The organism is Mycobacterium sp. 852002-51057_SCH5723018, assembly GCF_001667035.1.
Taxonomy (GTDB): Bacteria; Actinomycetota; Actinomycetes; order Mycobacteriales; family Mycobacteriaceae; genus Mycobacterium.
On record NZ_LZIR01000074.1, the window covers coordinates 85594 to 93154 of the forward strand.

The window sequence follows — 7561 nt, forward strand, 5'->3', positions numbered from 1 at the left end:
CATCGTCGCCGGCGCGGCTCATGCCGGGACCGGCCCGGAAAACAGCGTCTCCAGGTGGCCGTCGCGGACGTCGGGGACCAGCCGCAGCGCGAGCGCCTCGGCGCTCATCGGCAACCGGATCAGCGGCTGGGTGTGCCGATCGAGCACGCTGATGTCGGACTCGTCGCAGAATCCCAGGGCGCCCAGCAACTGATGAGAGGTCCGCAGCACCTGCCGGGCGGTGTCGGCCGCCTTGTACCTGAGGACGAGCGCGTCGGCCGAATGCACCTGAATGGGCAGCGATTCCGGCCGGCAGATGGTGTACTTCGCGAGTTCGTACAGCCCGCGCACCGCGACCGTGGCGTCCGCGACGGCGAACCTGACGGCCTGGAAGTCGGCCAGCGGCTTGCCGAACTGAATCCGGGCGCGCACGTGTTCGGTGACGATGTGCAACGACTGTCGCATCGCTCCCAGAATCCGCCATGATCCCAGCACGAGATGAAGGTTAACGTCGGCGGCCGGGACGCTTCCCTCGGGTGCGCTCAAAGTGGCCGGAACCAGGAACGGCCCCAGTTTGGCGTTCGTTCGCGCCGCTGGTTGCGGGTGGTAGCGGTTGCCGTCGAGGTCGGCGGCGACCCAGTCACCAGCAAGGTCGCCGTGGTCGATGCGCGGCGCCGCGGGGTTGACCAGGGCCAGCCGGGCGCCGTCGATCGCCAGTAACTCCTCGACGACGGGATACGGCAGCGCCGCGGCGCCGGCGGCCTGGCACAGCACCGCGGCGGCCAGCAAGTCGTCGGGCGCCGACCGGACGTCCAGCTCGAAAGCGCCGAGCTCGGCCAGGGCGGTGCGCGCCGCGCTCCGGACGTCGTCGTCGGTCTCGGCGCGCAGCGCCGCCGGTGGCCCGCCCAGCCGGGCGAACCGCTTGGTGGCGACGGCGGCAAAGTCGCTGATGTCTTGTGGCAGTTCGGTTTTCACCGGTGTTCCCCCAGGACGTCGCGGGCCACCAGCATGCGCTGCACCTCGATGGTGCCCGATGCCACGGTGGCCGCTTGTGCGTAGCGCCAATGGTCTTCGATCGCCCCGTGCAGCGGCGCCGACACTCCGCTGTCCAGCGCCGCCGGGCCGAGCACGTCGAACAGCAGCTCGGCGACCTGTTGATCGCAAGTGGTGGTGGCGATGCGGGCGGCGCTGGCCGCCGCACCGGCCGACGGATCGTCCTGCAGCGAGATGGCCCGATATGCCAGCAGCCGGGCCACCCGCAGGTCGGCGAGCGTCCGCACCCAGCGGGCGCGGATGCTCTCGGGCAGCAGATCCCAGTCGTCGCCGAGCTGGGTTCGCATCCGGTCGAGCAAGGATTCACAGCGCGCGTAGCGTGCGATGCCCACCCGCTCGAATGCCAGCGCTTCGCGCATCACCCGCCAGCCGTCGCCGACCTCGCCGAGGACGTCCCCGGGGAACGCCTGCACATCGTCCAAGAACATTTCGTTGAGGTGATGTGGTCCCAGCATCGACGGAATGGGCCGCACGGTGAACCCGGGACGGTCCATCGGAATCAGAAAGAGTGTGAGCCGCTTGGGCTTTGGCGCCTCGGGATCGGTGCACGCCGCCAGCACGCACCAGGATGCCATGAGCGCGTACGACGTCCACACCTTCTGGCCGGTGATGCGCCAGCCGTCCCCGTCGGACACGGCGCGGGTGCGCAGCGACGCCAGGTCCGTCCCGGCTTCGGGCTCGGAAAAGCCTTGGCACCAAATCACGTCCCCGGACGCGATGGCCGCCAGGTGCTGCGCCTTCTGTTCGGCCGTGCCGTAGCGCATCAACGCCGGGCCCACCCAGTTGATGCCCATGTACTGCGGGCCGCGGGGCTCGTGCTGGGCCCACATCTCCTCGCGCAGCACGGTCTGCTGCCAGACCGAACCACCGCCGCCGCCATGCTCTTTGGGCCACGCCAGCGCCAGCAGTCCCTCGGCGGCCAGCAACTTGCAGAACGTCTCGGTGGTGGCCAGGTCGCGCGGATCGTCCGTGCAGGCGCCAAGGAAGTCGGCGGGAATATGGTTGGATATCAACTCGCGCAAATGCTTTCGGAGTTGTCCGGCGTCCTCGCCGAGGTCATAATCCATCATCGTCATCCCTTCGGCAGCCCGAGCAGCCGCTCGGCGATGATATTGCGCTGGACTTCCGATGTTCCGCCGTAGATGGTCGCGGCGAGCGCATCCTGGCGTTCGAAGAGCAGGTCGGGATCGCTGACACTATCCTGTCCTTTGGCGACGGCGGCGAGTTCCCAAACCCGTTGCAGGGTCACCGATCCGAGCAGCTTGAGGATGTCAGCTTCGGGGCTGGGCCGCCCGGCCAGCTCGTTGCCCAGGGCGCGGTATCCGGTGGCCCGCAGCGCCTCGGCGTCGGCGAGGAGCGAGCCGAGTTCGGCGCAGATGTCGTCGGTCGGAAGCGCGCTGCGTACCGCGTCCAGTCCGCGCTTGATCTCGACCCAGTTCATGATCCAGATCATCTGGCGTTCGTGCTGCAGCGAGGACAAGGCGACGTTCCAGCCGCCGTTGAGCGGCCCGAGCAGGTTGTCCGCCGGCACTTCGACGTCGTCGAGGAAGACCTCGCAGAACGTTTCGTCGGACACCGACGCCATGCGGATGGGTTCGACCCGCACGCCGGGCGAGTGCAGGTCGAGGATCAGACAGGAAATGCCGCGATGTTTCGGCGCCGCGGGATCGGTGCGGACATACAGCGTGCACCACCGCGATTCGTGGGCCTGGGTGGTCCAGATCTTGTGGCCGTTCACCCGGAACACGTCGCCAGTAGGGCCACAGCGCTCGGCGCGGGTGCGCAGGCCGGCGAAATCCGAACCGGCCTCCGGTTCGGACATGCCCAAAGCCCACCATTCGTCGCCGCGCAGCAGCGGCACCAGCAGCCGGTCGATCTGGGCGGGGGTGCCGAACTGACGGATGCCGGGCGCGGCGACGTTGGGACCGGCGATGTTGGGCAGCTTGGGCGCGGACCGCATCGCCGCCTCGAGTCGTACCTCCATCGCGTCGCGCAACCCCAGCGACCGGCCGCCGTGCTCGCGGGGCCAGGTCGGCTGTATCCAGCCGGCTTCGAAGGCGGCACGCTGGTAATCGCGCCGCAGCGAGAGGTCCCAGCGGTACTCCCGATACTTCTCGTAGTAGTCGTTGGGCAGGAATTCGGTGAGCCACGCGCCGAATTCCTCGACTTGTGTAGCGACGTGGGCCGTCATCCCGCGCCTCCTGCGAATCGGCGGCCCACCTCGTGGTAGAGCGCGCGGCTGTCGCCCAGCATCGCGGCGCCCTGCCAGGCGCGCCGGACGTAAAGGTGGGCGTCGTGCTCCCAGGTCTGGCCCAGGGCGCCGTGCACCTGTACCGCGGTGCGCGCGCAACTGACCGCCGCGTCGCCGGCCGCCGCCTTGGCCAGCGCCGCCGCGGTCCACGCTGCGGCGGGTGTGGCTTCGGGATCGGCCAGCTGGGCCGCCGCCGCCGCGTAGGTGAGGCTGCGGGCGCGTTCCACGCTGACATGGTTGTCGGCCAGCGCATGCTTGATCCCCTGGAAGGCGCCGATGGGCGCGCCGAACTGGCGGCGCGCCTTCGCGTGCTCGACGGAGAGGCGCAAGGCCGCGCCCGCCACGCCGACCAGGTCCGCGGCTGCGGCCACCAGCGGCGACGTCAGCGCCGATTCGACGCCTCCGCTTTTCACGGGCGCGGTGACCAGCGGTTCGGCGTCGATCTCGACGTCGGCCACCGGTTGCGCCGGGTCGGTCGACTCGCACGCCAGCGCGGTCACCCCGCTGGCACTGCCGCAGCGCGCGACCGCGACCACGACGCTGTCGTCGGATCGGGCCAGCGTGACGATCAGTTCCGCGCGGGACAGGTTGGGGACCGCCACCGCCCGGCCGCGCAGGCGCCCCCCGCGCAACGTCATCGGTGCGCCGGGCAGCCGAGATTTTCGTGGGTGGACCGCCAGGGTGGCGACGACGCCGCCGGCGATGTCGGTCAGCACCGAGTCGAGGCCGCCGGCCCGCAAGGCGCCCGCGGCCAGACCGACGCTGCTCAGCATCGGGATGGGCGCGATGGCCGCGCCGCATTCCTCGAGAACCACGGCCAGCTCGACGGGTCCGTAGTCGCCGTCGGGCGCCGCGAGCTCCGTCCAGCCGAGGTCGACGACCGTCTTCCACAGGGTGCGCCAGCGCTCGGGGTCGGTGATCGCCTGGCGGGCGGCGTCGGGCGGGCATTCGGTGCGCAGGATGTCGCGCACGGTGGCGCGCAGCGACAGCTGCTCCGAACTCAGACCGATGTCCATAAGACCCCTAACATAATAAAAATAGTAAACTAGCGACCCCGTTGCAATCGGCGCGAGCACAGGTGGTCTGCATGGTCGAGTGGTATCTGTTCCTTCCGCAGGTGCGGCTGTCGGCCGCCGACATCGCCGAGCGGGCCCGCCACGCCGAGGCCAGCGGTTTCGACGGCATGGCGTTCATTGACCACTTGGAGGCGCCCGGGCGGCCCGGCGAAAGCATCTGGGAGGCAATGGGGATCGCGACGTGGGTGGCGGCCAAGACCGAGCGGTTACGGATCGGCCATCTGGTGTTGTGCGACGCCTTCCGGCACCCCGCCGTGCTCGCCAAGCAAGCCGTCACGCTCTCCGACGCGTCGGGCGGCAGGTTCGAGCTGGGCCTCGGTGCGGGCTCCTGGCCGGACGAGTTCGCCCGCTTCGACGTCGGCCGGCAGGATGCGCTGGCCAGGGTCGAGCAACTTGGCCGCCACCTCGAGCTGATCAGACAGTACTGGGGCGACGAAGAGGGCGGCGCCGACCCGCAGGCCCCACGCCGGTCCCATCCGATACCGCTGGTCCTGGGCGGGACCGGGCCCCGGATGATGGAACTCGTTCGCAGACACGCGGATTGGTGGAACCTGCCGGCCAACCAGATCGACAAGTTGCCCAAGCTGGCCCCGGCCGCGGGCACGGCCCGGGTGTCGATTCAGCAGATGGTGGGTTTGGTCCGGTCCGGTGGTGACCCGCACACCGTCCGCGAGGTGAGCACCCGCCGGTTCGGCAACCTGGGGTCCGGATTGATCTGCGGCGCCGCCGACGAGTTGGTCGAGCACTTCACCGCCCTTACCGCCCAGCGCGTCGAGCGGTTCTACGTGTGGTTCGCCGATTTCGCCGTCCCGGATTCCCTGCACGAGTTCGGCGAATCGGTGATCAAGGCGTTCCCTGGCGCCGCCGACGGGCCTCCGTAGGCACGACCGGCGGCCGGGCGAAGGGCCCGCGCTGCACGGCGCTGAGCCGGATTTCCGGCAGATCGACCGACGAGTCCACCGTGTCCAGCCAGGCGACGGCCTCGGCGACGTCGGACACCTGTATCGCGTACATCTCGAAGGGAACGTCCTGCAGCATGCCGGTTTCCACCGGGCCGGGTGTGACGATGTGCACGCTGATGCCGTCGCGGTCGACTTCGAGCGCAAGGGCGCGCGCGAACGCGTTCATGCCGGCCTTCGACGCGGAGTACGCGGTCCGGGCCGGCATCGGCTCGTGCGCCGCCGACGACGAGATGAATACCAACCGCGAGCCCGCGCGCATCCGTGGCAACGCGGCGGCGGTCACCACGAAGCACGAATCCAGATTGGCCGCCATGATGATCCGCCACTGGTCGAAGGTCTGCTTGCGGGCGTAGGTTCCGCCCAGCGTGCCGGCCGCGTGAACGACGAGGTCTATCGTCTCCAAAGCGCTTATGGCGTCAGGGAATCCGTCCGGATCGGACGCATCGGCCACGATGTGACGCGCACCGATCTCGTCGGCCGCCGCACGCAGCGGGCCCTCGCGCCGGGCCGTCAGCACCACGTTGTAGCCGAGCTCGCTCAGCTTGCGCCCGCACCCCTTTCCGATGCCGCCGCTGCCGCCGGTAACCAATGCGGTTCGCATCGACGTCAAAGGCGTCAAGAGCGCCGCATATCCCGCGGGCGCGCCAAAGCCTGCGGCGACAGCGCATGGATGCGCTGACCGGGCTGACCCATCAGCACGTAGGTCTGGGTGTCGGCGAGGTGGCGGCCCGCGATGCGGCGAGCCCGGTCGACGTCGCCCTCCGCGATGGTCTCGGTGAGCTTGGTATGTGTGTTGAGCACCGCACGGCGTTGCGTCAACGAGGGGTAGGTGCCGCGTGCCGCGCTCTCGTCGGCCCACTGCCGTTCGTGGCTGGTCCACAGCGTCTCCAGGCTCCCCACCACGGCGATGATGGTGTGGTTACCGCAGCCGCGGACCACGAGATCGTGGAATTCGCGACCGATTTCGGTGAAGAGCCGGCCGTCCTCGAGGTTCTCGGCCATGGACTCGTTGACCTGCTTGAGCTCGGGAACCAGGGTGTCCGCCCGGTCGGGACGCTGAGCGGCCAGCGCGGCGCAGGCGGGCTCGAGTTCCTGCAACGCCATGCCAAGGTCGGCGACCGCCACCGACTCGCTCTGCAGTAGCAGGCCGAGCATGTAGGCCGCGCTGGTCTTGGCCGGCGCGTGCACGACGGCGCCGCCGCGATTGCCCCGCCGGACCGAAACCAACCCCTCGGTTTCCAGGATCCGCAGCGCTTCCCGCAGCGAGACCAGGCTGACGTTGAACTGTTCGACGAGCACCTCCTGGCGGGGCAGAAGATCGCCGTCGGCGAGCTCGCCGTCGATGATCTGGCGGCGCAACTCGTCGGCTACGATTTCGGCGATCCTCGGCGCCGACAATCGGCGGCGGGCGTCGGGGCCAATTCCCAGGGCGGTCATCCAATCCTCATGAATCACAACAGCAGAGAGCGCGCGGACCCGGCCGCGTGCTCGACTGGCTTAGCTATTTTAGCAGTAATGGTATAAATAGCCGGGTGAGCCGCGGATCCGACACCCGGCCGACACCGTTGCGAGATCTGCGTGTCGTCGAGATCAGCGACCGGATAGCGGGTAGCTATTGCGGCAAGTTGCTGGTCGATGCCGGAGCGCAGGTCCGCAAAATCGAGCCGCGGCAAGGGGATTGGCTGCGGCGGTACTCGGCCACGTGTGCGCCGGTGCCCGATGGCACTCCGTCGCCGCTCTTCAGCTACCTCAACGCGGGCAAGCAGAGCCTGGCCATCGCCGAAGGTGCTGAAGATTTGGCGCAATACCGCGCCATGCTGGCCGGCGCGGACGTGATCATCGTCACCGCCGGGCGGGAGCGGGCGGCGGCACTGGGCGTCGATCCGCAGCGGCTGCTCGCGGACTCGCCGCGCGCGATCGTCGTCAGCATCTCCGACTTCGGCTGGACCGGACCGTATGCCGGGCGCGCCGCCAGCGAGTTCACGCTGCAGGCGTGGGCGGGCTCGCCCGGCTTTCGGGGCGATCCAGCGGGGCCGCCGGCCGGGTTGTTCCCGGGGCCGGGGGGGGGGGGGGGGGGGCGGGGGGGGTTTGGGGGGGGGGGGGGGGGGGCCCCCGGGCGCGCCGGCGGCGGGGGGGGCCTCCCCGGGGGCCCGCCGGGGCGGGCCCGCCCGGCGCCCCCCCGGGGGGGGGGGCCCCCCGGCCCCGGGGGGGGGGGCGGGGCCCGCCGCGGGGCCCCGATG

At 70.1% G+C, this 7561-nt stretch carries 8 protein-coding genes; 2 read left to right on the top strand and 6 right to left on the bottom strand.

The window, feature by feature from the left end; translation table 11 throughout:
- Positions 1-18: 18 nt before the first annotated feature.
- Genes A5764_RS15450 through A5764_RS15465 form a run of 4 tightly spaced genes read right to left on the bottom strand, consistent with a single transcriptional unit; the run spans position 19 to position 4299 of the window.
- The gene (locus tag A5764_RS15450; RefSeq protein WP_067114376.1) at positions 19-954 is read right to left on the bottom strand and encodes an acyl-CoA dehydrogenase family protein; all 936 of its coding nucleotides are present in this window, start codon (positions 952-954) and stop codon (positions 19-21) included.
- The gene (locus tag A5764_RS15455; protein ID WP_197501453.1) at positions 951-2108 is read right to left on the bottom strand and encodes an acyl-CoA dehydrogenase family protein; all 1158 of its coding nucleotides are present in this window, start codon (positions 2106-2108) and stop codon (positions 951-953) included. The genes A5764_RS15450 and A5764_RS15455 overlap by 4 nt, the downstream gene beginning before the upstream one ends.
- Positions 2105-3223 (bottom strand): acyl-CoA dehydrogenase family protein, encoded by a 1119-nt coding sequence (locus A5764_RS15460; RefSeq protein WP_067114377.1) that lies wholly within the window; start codon positions 3221-3223, stop codon positions 2105-2107. The genes A5764_RS15455 and A5764_RS15460 overlap by 4 nt, the downstream gene beginning before the upstream one ends.
- Positions 3220-4299 carry an acyl-CoA dehydrogenase family protein gene (locus A5764_RS15465; RefSeq protein ID WP_067114378.1) on the bottom strand — a complete coding sequence of 360 codons (1080 nt, stop codon included), beginning with the start codon at positions 4297-4299 and terminating at the stop codon, positions 3220-3222. The genes A5764_RS15460 and A5764_RS15465 overlap by 4 nt, the downstream gene beginning before the upstream one ends.
- A 71-nt stretch (positions 4300-4370) precedes the next feature.
- On the opposite strand from A5764_RS15465, the gene A5764_RS15470 reads away from it, so the two are divergent.
- Positions 4371-5240 (top strand): LLM class flavin-dependent oxidoreductase, encoded by an 870-nt coding sequence (locus tag A5764_RS15470; RefSeq protein ID WP_067114379.1) that lies wholly within the window; start codon positions 4371-4373, stop codon positions 5238-5240.
- Here the strand turns inward: A5764_RS15470 and A5764_RS15475 are convergent.
- A complete protein-coding gene (locus A5764_RS15475; protein ID WP_067114380.1) occupies positions 5203-5922 on the bottom strand; it encodes an SDR family oxidoreductase in 720 nt (239 codons plus the stop codon). The genes A5764_RS15470 and A5764_RS15475 overlap by 38 nt on opposite strands.
- A gap of 14 nt (positions 5923-5936) precedes the next feature.
- On the bottom strand, positions 5937-6758 hold the full coding sequence (locus A5764_RS15480; protein ID WP_067114381.1) for a FadR/GntR family transcriptional regulator: 822 nt from the start codon (positions 6756-6758) through the stop codon (positions 5937-5939).
- A gap of 83 nt (positions 6759-6841) precedes the next feature.
- Between A5764_RS15480 and A5764_RS15485 the strand changes: the two genes are divergently transcribed.
- A partial coding sequence (locus A5764_RS15485; RefSeq protein WP_197501459.1) for a CoA transferase occupies positions 6842-7561 on the top strand: 720 nt, incomplete at its 3' end.

Coding starts and splice junctions, on each gene's coding strand:
- A5764_RS15480 (WP_067114381.1), bottom strand. CDS start 6,758: ATGACCGCCCTGGGAATTGGCCCCGACGCCCGCCGCCGATTGTCGGCG.
- A5764_RS15460 (WP_067114377.1), bottom strand. CDS start 3,223: ATGACGGCCCACGTCGCTACACAAGTCGAGGAATTCGGCGCGTGGCTC.
- A5764_RS15470 (WP_067114379.1), top strand. CDS start 4,371: ATGGTCGAGTGGTATCTGTTCCTTCCGCAGGTGCGGCTGTCGGCCGCC.
- A5764_RS15465 (WP_067114378.1), bottom strand. CDS start 4,299: ATGGACATCGGTCTGAGTTCGGAGCAGCTGTCGCTGCGCGCCACCGTG.
- A5764_RS15455 (WP_197501453.1), bottom strand. CDS start 2,108: ATGACGATGATGGATTATGACCTCGGCGAGGACGCCGGACAACTCCGA.
- A5764_RS15475 (WP_067114380.1), bottom strand. CDS start 5,922: ATGCGAACCGCATTGGTTACCGGCGGCAGCGGCGGCATCGGAAAGGGG.